This window comes from uncultured Ferrimonas sp. (assembly GCF_947489035.1).
Lineage (GTDB): Bacteria > Pseudomonadota > Gammaproteobacteria > Enterobacterales > Shewanellaceae > Ferrimonas.
In genome coordinates this window covers 35,640-50,297 of the sequence record NZ_CANLCI010000019.1, presented here as the reverse complement: position 1 = coordinate 50,297, position 14,658 = coordinate 35,640, and the positions used below count along the sequence as shown (strand labels likewise).

At 55.8% G+C, this 14,658-nt stretch carries 15 protein-coding genes; 8 read left to right on the top strand and 7 right to left on the bottom strand.

The genetic code is table 11. The features are described 5' to 3' along the window. Positions 1–29 precede the first annotated feature (29 nt). From rplU to Q0796_RS12335, 5 genes are all read left to right on the top strand, one after another. The gene (rplU, locus tag Q0796_RS12355) at positions 30–341 is read left to right on the top strand and encodes a 50S ribosomal protein L21 (protein ID WP_298443645.1); all 312 of its coding nucleotides are present in this window, start codon (positions 30–32) and stop codon (positions 339–341) included. A 17-nt stretch (positions 342–358) separates the two neighbouring features. Beyond that, a complete protein-coding gene (gene rpmA, locus Q0796_RS12350; protein ID WP_298443642.1) occupies positions 359–616 on the top strand; it encodes a 50S ribosomal protein L27 in 258 nt (85 codons plus the stop codon). Between the two features lie 86 nt (positions 617–702). Then, positions 703–1,872, top strand: coding sequence for an Obg family GTPase CgtA (gene cgtA, locus Q0796_RS12345; RefSeq protein ID WP_298443639.1), 1,170 nt, complete (start codon positions 703–705; stop codon positions 1,870–1,872). Between the two features lie 387 nt (positions 1,873–2,259). Further along, positions 2,260–2,754 carry a type 3 dihydrofolate reductase gene (gene folA / locus Q0796_RS12340; protein ID WP_298443635.1) on the top strand — a complete coding sequence of 165 codons (495 nt, stop codon included), beginning with the start codon at positions 2,260–2,262 and terminating at the stop codon, positions 2,752–2,754. Positions 2,755–2,832: 78 nt separating this feature from the next. Beyond that, positions 2,833–3,216: a DUF3718 domain-containing protein gene (locus tag Q0796_RS12335; protein ID WP_298443634.1), complete on the top strand. Its 384-nt coding sequence runs from the start codon at positions 2,833–2,835 to the stop codon at positions 3,214–3,216. An 82-nt stretch (positions 3,217–3,298) separates the two neighbouring features. Here the strand turns inward: Q0796_RS12335 and Q0796_RS12330 are convergent, their stop codons facing one another. The 7 genes from Q0796_RS12330 to lptD form a co-directional block, all read right to left on the bottom strand. After that, complete coding sequence (locus Q0796_RS12330; RefSeq protein ID WP_298443631.1) at positions 3,299–5,320, bottom strand: methyl-accepting chemotaxis protein; 2,022 nt, start codon at positions 5,318–5,320, stop codon at positions 3,299–3,301. Between the two features lie 90 nt (positions 5,321–5,410). Continuing rightward, a complete protein-coding gene (locus tag Q0796_RS12325; RefSeq protein WP_298443629.1) occupies positions 5,411–6,256 on the bottom strand; it encodes a symmetrical bis(5'-nucleosyl)-tetraphosphatase in 846 nt (281 codons plus the stop codon). A gap of 2 nt (positions 6,257–6,258) precedes the next feature. Further along, complete coding sequence (gene apaG / locus Q0796_RS12320; RefSeq protein WP_298443627.1) at positions 6,259–6,633, bottom strand: Co2+/Mg2+ efflux protein ApaG; 375 nt, start codon at positions 6,631–6,633, stop codon at positions 6,259–6,261. Beyond that, positions 6,623–7,432: a 16S rRNA (adenine(1518)-N(6)/adenine(1519)-N(6))-dimethyltransferase RsmA gene (rsmA, locus tag Q0796_RS12315; protein ID WP_298443625.1), complete on the bottom strand. Its 810-nt coding sequence runs from the start codon at positions 7,430–7,432 to the stop codon at positions 6,623–6,625. The genes apaG and rsmA overlap by 11 nt, the downstream gene beginning before the upstream one ends. After that, a complete protein-coding gene (pdxA, locus tag Q0796_RS12310) occupies positions 7,429–8,415 on the bottom strand; it encodes a 4-hydroxythreonine-4-phosphate dehydrogenase PdxA (protein WP_298443622.1) in 987 nt (328 codons plus the stop codon). The genes rsmA and pdxA overlap by 4 nt, the downstream gene beginning before the upstream one ends. Continuing rightward, positions 8,412–9,683, bottom strand: coding sequence for a peptidylprolyl isomerase SurA (surA, locus tag Q0796_RS12305; protein ID WP_298443619.1), 1,272 nt, complete (start codon positions 9,681–9,683; stop codon positions 8,412–8,414). The genes pdxA and surA overlap by 4 nt, the downstream gene beginning before the upstream one ends. Positions 9,684–9,750: 67 nt before the next feature. Beyond that, positions 9,751–12,024: an LPS assembly protein LptD gene (gene lptD / locus Q0796_RS12300; protein WP_298443617.1), complete on the bottom strand. Its 2,274-nt coding sequence runs from the start codon at positions 12,022–12,024 to the stop codon at positions 9,751–9,753. 165 nt (positions 12,025–12,189) lie between these two features. Between lptD and Q0796_RS12295 the strand changes: the two genes are divergently transcribed. Genes Q0796_RS12295 through djlA form a run of 3 tightly spaced genes read left to right on the top strand, consistent with a single transcriptional unit; the run spans position 12,190 to position 14,574 of the window. Further along, positions 12,190–13,185, top strand: a complete 996-nt coding sequence (locus Q0796_RS12295) for a phosphotransferase (RefSeq protein ID WP_298443614.1) — start codon at positions 12,190–12,192, stop codon at positions 13,183–13,185. Continuing rightward, positions 13,182–13,853: an N-acetylmuramate alpha-1-phosphate uridylyltransferase MurU gene (gene murU, locus Q0796_RS12290; protein ID WP_298443612.1), complete on the top strand. Its 672-nt coding sequence runs from the start codon at positions 13,182–13,184 to the stop codon at positions 13,851–13,853. Before Q0796_RS12295 ends, murU begins: the two co-directional genes overlap by 4 nt. Next, entirely contained in the window at positions 13,837–14,574 is a 738-nt protein-coding gene (djlA, locus tag Q0796_RS12285; RefSeq protein ID WP_298443609.1) for a co-chaperone DjlA, read from the top strand. The genes murU and djlA overlap by 17 nt, the downstream gene beginning before the upstream one ends. The last annotated feature ends 84 nt before the right edge of the window (positions 14,575–14,658 follow it).

The following is a 14,658-nucleotide window of genomic DNA, read 5'->3' as shown; positions in this document are numbered from 1 at the left end:
TATTCAGCGTGTGAAGTAGCGGAGTTATTATGTACGCGGTTTTCCAAAGTGGCGGTAAGCAGCATCGTGTTGCTGAAGGCCAAACCCTGCGTCTTGAGAAATTAGACGTAGAAACCGGCGCAAGCATCGAATTTGATCAAGTTCTGTTGGTTGCTAACGGCGAAGAAGTAAAAGTTGGCGCTCCTCTGGTAGAGGGCGGCAAAGTGGTAGCGGAAGTGGTTTCTCACGGTCGTGCGGACAAGGTGAAAATCGTTAAGTTCCGTCGTCGTAAGCACAGCCGTAAGCAGATGGGCCACCGTCAGTGGTTCACTGAAGTTAAAATTACCGGCATTAACGCTTAATTCGAGGAATCTGAGAAATGGCACACAAAAAAGCTGGCGGTTCTACTCGTAACGGCCGCGATTCAGAAAGCAAACGTCTTGGTGTTAAGCGCTTCGGCGGAGAAACCGTTCTGGCGGGTAACATCATCGTTCGTCAACGTGGCACTAAATTCCACGCTGGTGACAACGTAGGTTTGGGCAAAGACCACACCTTGTTTGCTACTGCGAATGGCAAAGTTCAGTTCGACGTTAAAGGCAAGAACAACCGTAAATACGTAAGCATCATCGCTGAGTAATACGACTTGCGCTCGAACTAGAAAAAGCCCCGCCTTGGCGGGGTTTTTTGCGTATTATTAGACGAAACTTTAGTGGGAACTGACCGATGAAGTTTGTAGATGAAGTGACCATCCGCGCCGAAGCGGCCGATGGCGGCAGTGGCGTAGTTAGCTTCCGTCGTGAAAAATACATTCCTCGTGGCGGCCCTGATGGCGGCGACGGTGGTGACGGCGGCGACGTGTTCTTGGTGGCCGACGAAAACCTCAACACTCTGGTGGATTACCGCTTTGAGCGTTGTCACCGTGCGGTGCGTGGTGAAAACGGTCGCGGTGCGAACTGTACTGGTAAGCGCGGCGAAGATAAGTTGCTGCCCGTGCCAGTGGGCACTCGCGCCATCGACGCCGACACCGGCGAACAGATTGGCGATTTGACTGCCCATGGCCAAAAGCTGCTGGTGGCCAAAGGCGGTTTCCACGGCCTTGGCAACGCTCGCTTTAAAAGCTCGGTAAACCGTACTCCTCGACAAAAAACGTTGGGCAGTAAGGGCGAGCACCGCGAAGTGAAGCTGGAGCTGCTGTTGCTGGCGGATGTCGGCCTACTGGGCTTGCCTAACGCCGGTAAATCAACCTTCATTCGTTCGGTTTCTGCTGCTAAGCCAAAGGTGGCGGACTACCCGTTTACCACTTTGGTGCCTAACTTAGGCGTGGTGCGTACCGGTACGGCTTCCAGCTTTGTGATTGCAGATATCCCAGGGTTGATTGAAGGCGCATCCGATGGCGCAGGCTTAGGTATCCGCTTCTTGAAGCACCTAGAGCGTTGTCGTCTGCTGCTGCATATCGTTGACATGGCGCCGTTTGATGGCAGCGATCCCGGTGAAGGTGCTGTTGCCATCTTGAACGAACTGGCTGAGTACTCACCCAAGCTGTACGAAAAGCCACGTTTGTTGGTACTGAACAAGTTGGATTTGGTGCCAGAAGGTGAGCGTGAAGCGCGCATCAACGACATCAAAGCAGCGTTGGAGTGGGACGAAGAGGTGGCGACCATTGCGGCGATCTCTAAGACCGGCACCGACGATCTGGTGCAGCAAGTACAGCGCATCATCGACGAAATGCCAGCGCAGTTCGACGATGAGGAGGCGGAAGAAGAGGTGTCCTTTAAGTGGGAGCACCACCACGCTGAACAGATGAAAAATGCTGTTGTGGTTGAAGACGATGACGACTGGGATGATGACTTTGACGACGACGATTACGACGTTGAAGTGGTTTACCAGAAGTAACCGCAGCCATTTGGCTTAACGAAAGGGCGCTCCCATGGGAGCGCCCTTTTTGTTGGGGTATGACTCTGAGAACAGAGCCATTAAGCGGGGTGGCCCCTTGGTGTGTTAAACCGAGGCGAATGCCATAGCAGATCCATAGCCAATGGCTGCAGAGAAGCACGACCCCGAGCAACCCTTTGCCTGACTTGCCTGACTTGTCTGGCTGCTGCTGATGCCCGTTTGCCGTGAGTGGGGCCCCGTAGGCCGTTACCCCTCGCTGCTGGCAAGGAGTTGCCGCCAATGCGGCAAATCGTTGCTGAGACTGGCCTCGCGAGGGGCATCTGTGCGACAGTATGGCGCCCCAAATGGGCGCCATTTTTGAATTGAAGCCAAGCGCAAGGAGCCCCCGTGCAGATCGCCATGATTGCCTGTATGGCCAACAACCGAGTAATCGGAAAAGACAACCAGATGCCGTGGCACCTGCCTGCGGATCTGGCTCACTTTAAAGCGGTGACGATGGGCAAACCCATTGCGATGGGGCGGAAAACCTACGAATCCATTGGCCGGCCACTGCCAGGGCGACGCAATATCGTGATCAGTCGCCAAGCGGATCTGCAGATCGATGGGGTGGATGTGGTCAGCAGCATCGATGCCGCCTTGGCATTAGCGCAGGGGGAAGCGGACGAATTGATGGTGATCGGCGGCGGCCAATTGTATGCGGAATTGATGCCGCGCGCTGACAGCTTATACCTGACCTTGATCGATGCGGAGCTTGACGGTGATACCTATTTCCCAGCCTGGGAAGCGGATCAGTGGCAGCAGCACAGCAGCGAATTACGAGTGGCGGATGACCGTAACGTTTACAATTTACGCTTTGTCCACCTAACAAAACGCCAAGTGTAAGGGTTGCGTGGTTCAAATGTGAACGAATTGAGGTATTCTTGTGGCGCAAATACTAACTGTCGATAGAGGGATTTTGTTATGCGTGCAGGGATTGTCGTTGCTGCCTTGGTGGCTGCAGCTGTAACGTACTCACCCGCGAGCCAAGCCAATGTGCAGCAGTTAGCTGCCAATGTGTGTGACTATGTGCAAGCCAACGATAAAGGGCGGTTACGCAAGCGCTTGAAAGAGAGCCGAGTGAAACTGCGAAACGTTTATCCAGAGATCCAATGTAACGGCAACAGCTTGTTGCGGTTTGCCATGAGCAACAACGCCGATGGGGTTGGGGTGTTTGTCGCGAAGCAGATCTCCAAGAACGCCTTGGTTGCTCCGGAAGCGGATGGTCAAACCGTATTAGATTGGGCCGCAGCCAACGGCTACGGTGATGGCAAGATCGCTTCCTCGATTGGCGCTCGCCTGAATTAAGGCCTGCGGTAAAGCGCGGAACCATTAAAAAGCCCAGCATTGCTGGGCTTTTTTGATCTCGTGGGGGCGGTGCTTGGCACCATTACACCTTGAACTGACGCACCTGTTCACGCAGCTGCTCGGCCAATTCGGCCACCTGCTGGCTGGAGCTGGCTGTTTGAGTCGCGCCGGCGCTGGTTTCCTCGGCAATGCCGGTGACTTGTGACAGGCGTTCGGAGATGGTTTGCGAGACTTTGTTTTGCTCTTGCGCGGCCAGCGAGATCTGATTGCCTGCGCTAAAGACTCGGTTAACCGCATCGGCGATGGAGTCGAGCATCTGGTTGGCGTCGTTGCTTTTCTCAACACTGGTGCGGGCCTGTAATTGGCCTTGCTCCATGGCGCCAACCGCTTGCTGGGCACCTTGTTGCAGCACTTCAATCATATGCTGGATCTCGCTGGTTGAGTCTTGGGTACGCGATGCTAACGAGCGCACCTCATCGGCCACCACGGCAAAGCCACGGCCCTGTTCACCGGCTCGAGCGGCTTCAATGGCGGCGTTTAAGGCCAACAAGTTGGTTTGCTCGGCAATGCCGCGGATCACGTCTAGGATGCTGCCAATGGCGGCGCTGTCTTCGTGCAGTTTATTGATCACGCCGCTGGCTTGCTCAACTTCACCGGCCAGTTGCTGTAAGGCGGTGGCGTTTTCGCTCGACAGGGTCTTCATCCGCTGGGTTTCGTCGTCGGCTTGTTTCATCTCGCCGAGGGTGTCGCTGGCGCTGGTGGCCACTTGGCTGGCCGAGGCCGACAGTTCTGAGGTGGCGCTGGCCACTTGTTCGAGCTGATTGCGCTGCTCTTGAATGCCGCTGGTGGTTTGCGCTGTAACCGCCGACGTTTGTTCCGCGGCCGTGGCCAGCTGATGAGAGCTGTCGGCAATGGCTCGGATCAGTTGCCGTAGGTTGGTGACCAAGGTGTTGATGTTGGCCACCAGTTGGCCAAATTCATCCTGATGTTTGTACTCTAAGCGTTCGGTCAGATCCCCTTGGGCCAAGATGGTCAGGCTGTCGTTTACCTGCTTAAGTGGGCGGGTGATGGAGCGGATGGTATAGAAGCCGATGCTGGCAGCCACCAAGATGGAAAAGGCCATCATCAGTAAGATCCGCAGTTGCCCGATCTCAAGGGATTCTAAGGTATCGTCACCGGCCATTTGGCTAACCCCACTGAGCTGCTGATTGAGGCGGCTAACGGTAAGGTTGAGCCCTTGCAGTTGGGTGTTGGCGTCGTTCAGGGCACTGTGGGCGCGGCTGCTTTGCTCAAGCAGATGCTGTTGCTGTTGCAGTAAGCTGTTGCTGCCGGCCATGCCTTGCTGGATCTGATCCAACTGGCTGAACAGCTCGGCGGCATCAATAGGCAGCGGCTGCTGTTGATTCAATGCGTGCAGCTGTTCACGTTCGTGGCTGATGTTGGTCAGTATGTATTGCAGTTCGCCGTGCATGGTATCAAGCAGCGCAAGGCTGTTGGCGCTGGGCAGCTCAAGCGCTAAGCCGACTAAGCTGCTGAGGCTGGTATCGAGGGAGTTGGCTTGCGCGGCCATGTTTTGCTCTAGGGCGCTGTTGGAGAGCTCCAGATCCATCACATCCAGCAGCAGTGAGACGGTGTCATCAACGGTGGCTTCGAAGTTTTCTACCCCTTGGCGCACCTGTTCTTGGCTTTGTAGGGCATTGCCGTGGGCGCTGATCACCACGGAGGCTTGTTGCCAAAAGCGTTGATATTGTTCGTTTAGGGTACGAACCAGCGGCAGGCTATCAGGGCTGTGTTGCAGCAGCTCTTCCAGCTCTTCCAGTTCGTCGCTGAGTTGTTGTTGCTGTTGGGACAGTTGTTGCTGGTAGCCTTGGTTGCTGCCGTTGTCGCTGCTGTAATAGGCATTAATCAGGGCGATGCGCTGATCGGTGAGGGTACGTTCAATGTTGCTGGCTTGCTCTTGGGCGGGCAAAGAAAAATCTAATAAGCTGCGGGTGTTGTCGCTGACATTACGCATGTCCAGCCAAGACAATCCGCCGAGGAATAACAGCAGCAGTGTTACCGAGGTAAAACCACTGATGATCCGCATTGCGACCGTGATCTTCATGAGTGCTCCCTGCACATTTTGTTCTTATTGATATCGGCCGATAGTATCAATTTCTTAACGTTTTCTCAGTGCTGAAGCCAATTAATTTGCTTAAAGGCTGTACACCGGTTGTTGGCCTCCGGCGTCGATCAGGTAGCGTGTATCGGCTTCGGCGTGCCAGATGCACAGTTGCCCACCCCAGCAGCAGCCGGTATCCAGTGCGATGGCATTCGGGTGGCTGGTGCGGCCTTGCAATGAAGCCCAATGGCCAAAGACCACGCGGCAGTGGGGCAGTACTTGGTGTGGGGTAAAGGCAAACCACGGGACGTGAACCGAATCGGCGCTAGGCGGTGTTTTGTCGTCAAACTCAAGGTGGCCATCAACGGTCAGGTAACGCATGCGGGTTAACGCATTCACGGTGTAGGTGGCGCGTTGGTAGGCGTTGGCATCGGATCGATCATGATCGGGCTTGTGGCCATACATCTGTTGGCAAAAATCGAGGTAATTGTCGCCGCGCAAAATCTGCTGCACCTGTTGGGCGCGCGCCGTGGCGGTGGCCAGATCCCATTGGGGCGGAATGCCCGCGTGGGTCATCACCACATTATGCTGTGGGCAGTGTTGCAGCAGCGGTTGCTGTCGCAGCCAGTCAATCAACTCTGGTAGATCGTCCGCCGCCAATAATTGCTGTTGCCGATCTTTGGGGCTGCCACGTTTTAGCCCTGCCGCAACGCAGAATAGGTGCAGATCGTGATTGCCTAGCACCACCTTGGCGCTGCGGCCTAAGGCTTTGATGTAGCGCAAAGTGGCCAGGGAATCGGGGCCTCGGGAGATCATGTCGCCACAGACCCAAAGGGTGTCGTGGTGTGGATCAAAATCAAGGTGTTGTAACAGCAGTTGCAGTTCGTGAAAGCATCCTTGGATATCCCCCACAAATAGATTCTTCGCGGTGTGGGTCATGATCAGTGCAGGATCCCGGGCTGACAAAGTTGAAATGGGGCGATGTTGGCTTTTATCGGGCCCTCGCTGCTGGCTAAGGTGTAATAGCCGTGCATGGTGCCCAGTGGGGTTTCCAGCGCCACCGCGCTGCGGTATTGAAATTGTTGCCCTGGGACCAGTGTTGGGGTTTCTCCCACCACGCCTTTGCCTTCCACTTCGATCTGCTTGCCGTTGGCGTCGCAGATAAACCAGTGGCGCCGCTCTAGGGTAACGGTGTCGGTACCGATGTTGTCGATGGTGATGTGGTATTGGAACAGAAAGTGTAACTGCGCCGGATCCGATTGATCCGGCACATAGTGGCAAGCCACGGTAATTCGCAGGGGCGAATTAGGCTGCATTGCGGCGGCTAATGAAGTTGGCCATGGCCACAAATTCCGCCACGCTGATCCGCTCTGGGCGCAAGGTTGGATCGATGTTGAGTTCGGCGAACTCTTCATCGCTCAATTGGCCTTTGAGGTTGTTGCGCAGGGTTTTGCGGCGCATGGCAAAGGCGCTGGCAACCAGCTTTTCTAAGGTGCGAACGTTGTCGGCCGGGTACGGCTTGGTTTCGTGTGGCAACAAGCGCACCACGGCGGAATCAACCTTTGGTGGCGGAGTGAAGCTGCCTGGTGGCACTTCCAGTACCGGCATGGTAACGCAGTAGTACTGCGCCATGACGGTTAGGCGGCCATAGTTTTTGTGGCCTGGGCCAGCACACAGGCGTTCAACCACTTCTTTTTGCAGCATAAAGTGCATGCTGGCAACGTTGTCTACGGTTTCGAACAGGTGGAACATCAACGGGGTAGAGATGTTGTATGGCAGGTTGCCAAACACCTTCATCTTTTTGCCCGGCTCCAGCAGCTGATTGAAATCGAACTTCAGTGCATCCCCTTCGTGGATCACCAAGCGTTGCCCCCAGCGAGGCTGATGACGCAGGCGCTCGGCCAAGTCGCGGTCAAGCTCGACCACATTAAGGGTTTCTACTTGCTCGGCCACGGGCTGGGTTAAGGCACCCAGACCTGGGCCAATTTCAACCAAGGTGTGGTCGTTATCAGGCCCAATGGCGCCAACGATGCGATCGATGACGTTCATGTCGTGCAGAAAGTTCTGACCAAACCGCTTACGGGCGCGGTGCCCCATATGAATGTTGTTGCTCATGGGTGTTGATTATTCGCTAGCTCAATGGCTTTGCTAAGGGCGACGCGCAGGCTGCCAGCGTCGGCTTGGCCAGTAGCGGCTAAGTCCAATGCGGTGCCGTGGTCGACGGAAGTACGGATAAAGGGTAATCCCAGTGTGATGTTCAGTGACTGACCAAACCCTTTGTATTTTAGCACCGGTAAGCCCTGATCATGGTACATCGCTAAGACCGCGTCGGCATTATCGAGGTATTTCTGTTGAAACAGGGTGTCCGCAGGCAGCGGACCGGTGAGCAACATTCCTTCGCCGCGTAGCGTTTCGAGGGTAGGCTCGATAACGTCGATCTCTTCTCGGCCTAGGTGGCCGCCCTCGCCCGCGTGGGGGTTAAGCCCACAGACAAGGATTTTTGGTTGCTGACAACCAAATTTACTTTGCAGATCCTGATGCAGGATCCGGATCACTTTTTCCAATCGCGCTGGGGTAATGGCCTTGGCCACGTACGCCAATGGGATGTGGGTGGTCACCAGCGCCACTTGCAACCCTTCGGTGGCGAGCATCATCACCACATCTTGGCAACCGGCCTGTTGGGCAAAGTACTCGGTGTGGCCAGAAAAAGGCACGCCCGCTTGGTTGATGATCCCTTTATGCACTGGGCCGGTAACGACGGCGGCGAAATCACCACTGAGGTTGCGTTCACAGGCAAAGCGCAGGGTTTCCACCACATAAGCGCTGTTGGCTTCGTGCAGAACGCCCGCTTGGCACGGTTGCATCATGGCCGTTGGGGCGATGGTTAAGGTACCTGCGGCTTGGGGCTGAGCTGGCTGTGACGGTTGATAAGGTTGCAGCGCTAACGGCAACCCCAGCGCTTTGGCGCGCTGGGTCATCAGATTTGGATCGGCACAGACCACCAGTTCGACCGGCCAGGCTTGCTGGGCAATTTGCACCACAAGATCAGGGCCGATCCCCGCGGGTTCACCTGGGGTTATCGCAATACGAAGGCTCATGAGTTGTTGTTAAGCACTTCGATGTACGCGTTAGAGCGCATCTCGTTCTGCCAGCTCTGTGCTTGTTCGGCGAATTTACGACGGAACAGCAGCTGGTAAGCGCGATCGCTGTTGACGCTGGCGGTGGCATCGGTGGTGCGCTTTTCGAGTAGCTGCACAACGTGCCAGCCGTGGCTAGAACGAAACGGCTTAGAGAACTCACCAGGCTTCAGGCGATTAAGGGTATCGCGGAACGCCGGTACGTACATGTTGGGATCGGCCCAGCCCAGATTGCCACCGCGAGCGGCGGAGCCGGGATCGTCAGAATGTTGTTCGGCCAGATCAGCAAAGTCGGCTTCGCCCGCGGCAACTTGCGCCAAAAAGTCGGTTAGCATCTGCTGCGCCATGTCTTCGCTTAGGATCGGCGATGGCTTCAGTAGGATATGGCGTGAGCTCAGCTCGGCCACTTCTTTGGTTTGAATGCCACGGGTTTCAAAGACTTTAACGATGTGGAAACCGGCGCTGCCTTTGATCGGGCCGATGATGTCACCGGCTTTGGCATCGGTTACTACTTCAGCAAACAGGGTCGGCATGGCGTTGACGTTCATAAAGCCCCAGTCGCCACCTTCCAGTGCTTTCGGGCCCGAGGACGCCGCTAAGGCGGTGTTTTTAAAGTCGGCGCCGTTGTTCAGCAGTTTCATGACTTTTTCGGCACGCTCACGAGCGCCGTTTTCATCGTTGGCGAAGTCCACCAAGATGTGACCAACGTGGAACTCGGCGGTTTGCAGCCCCTGTTCTTTGATCAGCTTAACCAGGGTGTCAATCTCTTGAGGCGACACTTGGATCCGGCGCTGCACTTGAATGCGCTGCACCTGACCGATGGTGATTTCGTGGCGGATCTGTTCGCGATAAGCGGCGTAGTTGCCGCCCTTTGCTTCAACGCTGGCACGGAATTGGTCGAGGTTCTGTTTCTGTTCTGCGGCCATGTTGGTCAGGGTTTGATCCAGCTGGGTATCGCTGATCACCAGCCCCATGCGCTCGGCCATTTGCAGTTGCAGTGACTCGCTGATTAAGCGTTCGATTACCTGAGTACGCAGCGCTTGCTCCGACGGCAACTTTTGCCCCGCTTGGATGGCTTTGAGTTTCACGGACTGCAGTCGCTCTTGGATTTCACTATCCAGAATGATGCCATCGTTCACCAATACGGCAACGCTATCCAGTGGCTGTGGTGCCGCCCAAGCCAGCATTGGCACGAGTACAGCAGCAAGTAAGGTATTACGAACTCTCATTATTGTTTTCCATCCTGGCAATAGTCAGCGTGGTCGCTGCGGGTTGCACTTTATCACGTCTTTGTTATCAGTTGCGTAAGTAGTACGGCTTGCGGAAATTGAACTGACCTTCGTCACGCATCGCCTTAACGCCCAGCGGGCCGGTTGAGCCCAGGCCTTTTAAGACGAAGTTAAGGCGAATGCCACTATCAAACTCATTGGATTGGCTGATGGTGGTGAAGTCTTCGCCTTCGTAGTTGGTGTTCAACTCGCGGTAGTAGGCCAGCTGAATCGCCCAACAACAGGACTCGTACTGCAAGCCTGCGTAGGTTTCAATCGACCGACTTAAGTTGGTGTCGTAGTAGTAGTTACCGACAAAGTAGATGTCTTTGGCAACGGGCCACGTGGCGCGCATGCCGGTTTGACTGATGTCGATGCTGCGACCGTTCTCGTCGGTGCCCAGATCCGGCACATAGCGGTGAGACAACTGCACCAGCCTATTGTCATCGACCTGATAATTGAGCAACAGTTCACTTTTGTTGGTGTCGCCGCTTTGGCTATCAAATTGCAGCGAAGCTTCGGTGTACCAGCGTTTGTTGATCTGCCATTGGCCTTCCACCGCCAAGGCGGAGCTGGACTGAGTGCGACGTTCGTTGCTGTTGTTTAGGGTCAGCTCGGCGTCTTGGAAGTAAAAAATTTGGCCAATGGACAGCTCGGCGGTTTCGTGCAAACCGTTATCGAGAATGCGGCTTGAGAGGCCGACGGTCAGCTGGTTGGCGTCGGAGATCCGATCCAAGCCACTGAAGCGACGGTCGCGGAACAAACCGAGGTAATCTTCTTGCAGCAGGGCGGTGTCGTACAAACCGATGTCGGACTGATCCTCGTAGGGCACGTACAGGTACTGGATCTGCGGCTCTAGGGTTTGCAGGTAGCGGTTGCCACCAAGGCTGAAATCGCGCTCAAAGTTGACCTGCCCATGCAAGCGCAGTTGCGGCAGGGTACGGCTGACGGCACTGTCGAGCACATCGCTAGGATCGTCCTGCTGATAGAAGGTCTGCATCAGCTTCACTTCCGCCGTTACGCCCCCTTCCGGGGTTTGGTAGGGCAGGGTTAACGTGGGCTCAAAGTGCCAGCGGGTGGCGGTGAGGTGTTCATCGTCGCGATGGGCGAAGTTGGTCAGTTCAGTGTTGAAATCAAACTTCAATCCCGCAGCTAAATCGTATTGGTAGTAGTTAAAATTCAGGCTGGGCATCACCTGAAAGGGCCGCTCTACGTCACCGAGCACTTCGATGTCTTGCACCTTCAGCGCCATGTTCCAGTTGTCGTTGAAGTAGGACACTTCCCCTTCACGGCTGATCTGGTTATCGGTGGCATCGTTGACGCTGCTGTCCAGATCGGTGAAGTAGTTGTCGTCACTGATGTGGGTATAGTCGGCGTACAGGCGCCAGTTTTCGTCTAAGCGCCCCGCGTGCTCAATATGAAACAGGTAACGTTCGTCGTTGTTGGCGGTCAGGCGATCGTTGCCGATGTACTCTAAATTCACCTGTCCTGCGCCCCACGGCTGCAGGTAGCGACCAATGCCGCTGAAGAAGGTGCCGCGCTTGCTCATGTACTGGGTGGTTAAGGTCGCGTCCAAGTTCGGCGCGATGTTCCAGTAGTAGGGCACGCTGACGTCGATGCCATTTTTTGAGCTGGAGCTCAGGCTTGGGAATAAAAAGCCGCTTTTGCGTTTGTCGGTGACCGGCACGGTCATGTACGGCACGTAGAACACCGGCACCCCAAACATATTGACCTTGGCATGCCAGATCTCGCCCCATTCGGTGGCGCTGTCGAGAGTGATCGACTCCGCTTCAAGCTCCCATGCCGGTTCTGCTTCGGCACAGGTCGTGAAGGTGGCATTGGTTAATTCGATGTCGTTGTTTTGCTGGATCTCTAACAACTGCGCGGTGCCATGCACCTGTTGGCCATTCAACCAATAGCGTGCTTGGCTGAGCTCCGCTTGGTTGGCGTCCACATCGGCGTTAAGGGTTTGCGCGCTAATGGTAACGTCGGGATCTTCATAGATCAGGCCACCGCTGGCTGAAAAGGTGCGATCTTGCTGATTCACACCGGCGTTTTCGGTGCGGATCCGACGGGCACCTTGGAGCAGCTCGACTTTACCGGTAAAGGTGGCGCTGTCGCCGGCCACCGCTTGGCTGCGATCGGCATTCACCCGAATGGCAGGATCGTTGCTATCGCCTTGATGCGGCTGTTCAGAGGCGATCCCTGCTGGGATCGGGGCGATGCACTGGCTCTGCTCAATGGTGGTTGCCCACGAGGCAAAAGGGATACAGCTAATAGCTAAGATCAGGGAAAAACGCATGAGGTCCCAAAATAATCAAACATCGGTAAGCGATAACCGTCCATGGGCGGGCAAATACTGAGCCTATGAAGGTTTTGCTGACAATTCCACACCGGCGTCTTTGTCAGCACAAAAACTCCGGTATGATAAAGCAATTTTAACGATTCTACTACGTTAGGGGGCCGGATGACGGCAGACCTTAGAGCGCAAAGTTTGCACCGTTGGTTAGAGCAGAATTGGCAACAATCGTTCGCGCCGCCACAGCCGATTTTTGCCGATGCCAGCTTTCGCCGTTATTTTCGCTACCAGCGTAATGGCCGCAGCGAAATCGCCATGGATGCCCCGCCGCAGCAAGAGGATTGCCGTCCCTTTGTGGCCATGACCCAGGCACTGACAGCGGCGGGGCTGCCGGTACCGCAGTTGCTGGCGCAGGATCTGGAACAGGGCTTTTTGTGTTTGTCGGATCTGGGCGACACCCACCTGTACCAACGATTGATCGAGCCTCGGCCGCAATCGTGGTACCGACAGGCGTTGGCGATGCTGCCAACTTTGGCGCAGGTGAGCGCGACCGAGCAGGGGCCGTTGCCCGCTTACAGCGCCCAGATGTTGCGTACCGAGTTGACGATCTTCCCGCAATGGTTGTTGCAAACGCACCTTAAATTGCCGCTGCCCGCATGCTGGCAAGCCAGTTGCGATGCCTTAGTCGCCAGTGCGTTAGCGCAGCCGCAAGTTGCGGTGCATCGGGATTTTCACAGCCGTAACTTGATGGTGGTGGCACAAGAGCTGGCGCTGATTGACTACCAAGGTGCGGTGATTGGCCCCATCAGTTACGATCCGGTGTCGCTGCTGCGAGACTGTTACCTGCACTTAGACGAAGCGCAGCTGCAACCGCTGCTGGCGGAGCACCGAGCGGCGTTGGTGCAGGCGCAGTTGTTGTCGCCCAACGTTTCGGCCGAGCAGTTTGGTCGCTGGTTTGATCTGATGGGGATGCAACGTCATCTCAAGGCCGCGGGGATCTTTGCCCGTTTGCACCATCGTGATGGCAAATCGGGCTACCTGGCGGATCTGCCCCGGGTGTTGGATTACCTGATCAGCGTGGGGCAACGCCACCCAGACACCCTTGACTTGGCCAACTGGTTAGCGGCCGAGGCCAAGCCACGCTTAGCGCAGGCGCAGCCATGAAAGCGATGATCTTAGCCGCTGGACGGGGCGAACGGATGCGCCCGTTGACTGACACTACCCCTAAGCCGTTGATCCCATTGCAGGGTAAGCCACTGATTGTGCATCACTTGGAAAACCTGGCCGCGGCGGGGATAACCGAAGTGGTGATCAATCAGGGGCATTTAGGCGAGCAATTAGCGGCCACTCTGGGGAACGGCAGCCGCTGGGGGCTGTCTATTCGCTACAGTGACGAACGCGGCCAAGTGCTGGAAACCGGTGGCGGCATTCATAAGGCGTTGTCGTTATTGGGAGCCGAGCCGTTTTTGTTGCTCAATGGGGATGTCTACTGCCCTTACCCGTGGCACACTTTAGCGCTGCCCGCGGGGCAATTGGCGCACCTGTTGTTGGTGCCCAATCCGGATCACAATCCCAATGGCGACTTTGCCCTGCACGCTGGAGTGGTGGCCGCCCGTGGTGAAAACCGATTCACCTACAGCGGTTGTGCGGTGCTGGATCCGCAGCTGTTTGCCGCTTGTCAGCCCGGTCGCTTCGCTTTGGGGCCGCTACTAAAACAGCACATGAACCGTGGCCGCATTAGCGGCCAATTGATTGATGAACCATGGTGCGATGTGGGCACCGTGGCACGATTACAACAGTTGGAGAAACAGCTTAATGCGCATTTGGGGTAAGCTTATCGGCGCCGGTATCGGCTTTATGATGGGCAAGTGGTTTGGCGCGTTAATTGGCCTGTATTTGGGCCACCGTTTTATTGATGCACGCCGTTCCCGTGGGCCGAATCCATTCTTCCACACCACCTTTGCGGTGATGGGACACATGGCAAAAAGCACCGGTCAGGTCACCAAAGAAGACATCGCGTTGGCCTCGGCATTGATGGATCAGCTGGGGCTCAGTGGTCAAGTTCGCACCATGGCGCAGCAGGCCTTTCGCGACGGCAAAGCCAGTGATTATCCGCTGCAGCAACGGCTGAAACAGCTCAATATGGCGCTGCGCTTTCGCCGTGATCTGGCGATGATGTTCGTTGAGATCCAGATCCAAGTGGCTTTGGCCGATGGGGAAGTGCAAGCCGCAGAGCTGCGTTTGCTGGAGATGATCGCCGTTGAGCTGGGCTTTGACCGAGCGCAACTGGAACAGATGTTGGCGCGCCACAAAGGCGGCCAACACGGTCAGCAGGCGGGGATGAACATGGCCGATGCCTGTCAGATCCTTGGGGTCAGCGAGCAAGACGAATTGCGAAGCATTAAGCGCGCTTACCGTAAGTTGATGTCGCAGCACCACCCAGACAAACTGGCCAGCCAAGGGTTGCCGCCAGAGATGGCCAAGGTGGCGCAAGAGAAAAGCCAACAGATCCAAGCCGCCTGGGAATACGTGCGCGCCCAAAAAGGCGAATAATCCCCAGTGTGGTGGTGTTTTTATCTTTCAAGGCCAGCGTTGTAACGCTGGCCTTATTGTTTAACCCGTCCCTCTGAATTTGGA